This window comes from Bacillus sp. SIMBA_031 (assembly GCF_046535225.1).
GTDB classification, from domain to species: Bacteria; Bacillota; Bacilli; order Bacillales; family Bacillaceae; genus Bacillus; species Bacillus velezensis.
Window position 1 is genome coordinate 1 of the sequence record NZ_JAWRXC010000248.1, and the last position, 271, is coordinate 271.

Below are 271 nucleotides of genomic sequence, written 5' to 3' on the forward strand. Positions count from 1 at the left end.
CGTCGCAAAGAGCCTGCAGGCAGTGATGGGGCAGCCGTTCGTCGTGGAGAACAAGGCGGGCGCATCCGGTTCGATCGGCGCGCGCGCAGCAGCTGCCTCAAAGCCCGATGGATACACGCTCTTGTTCGGTACCACCTCAACCGCGTCGGAGACCGTGCTGAACAAAGAGGCTGGCTTTGACATCAGGACCGACTTCACTCCGATCAGCATGATCACCAACGTCCCTTTCATGATGGCGGTTTCCTGCAGCTCAGGCATCAAGACTCCTGCT

At 59.8% G+C, this 271-nt stretch carries 1 protein-coding gene; it reads left to right on the forward strand.

Translation table 11 applies throughout. The features are described 5' to 3' along the window. Positions 1-25 precede the first annotated feature (25 nt). A partial coding sequence (locus tag SB724_RS20200) for a Bug family tripartite tricarboxylate transporter substrate binding protein (RefSeq protein ID WP_410572635.1) occupies positions 26-271 on the forward strand: 246 nt, incomplete at its 3' end.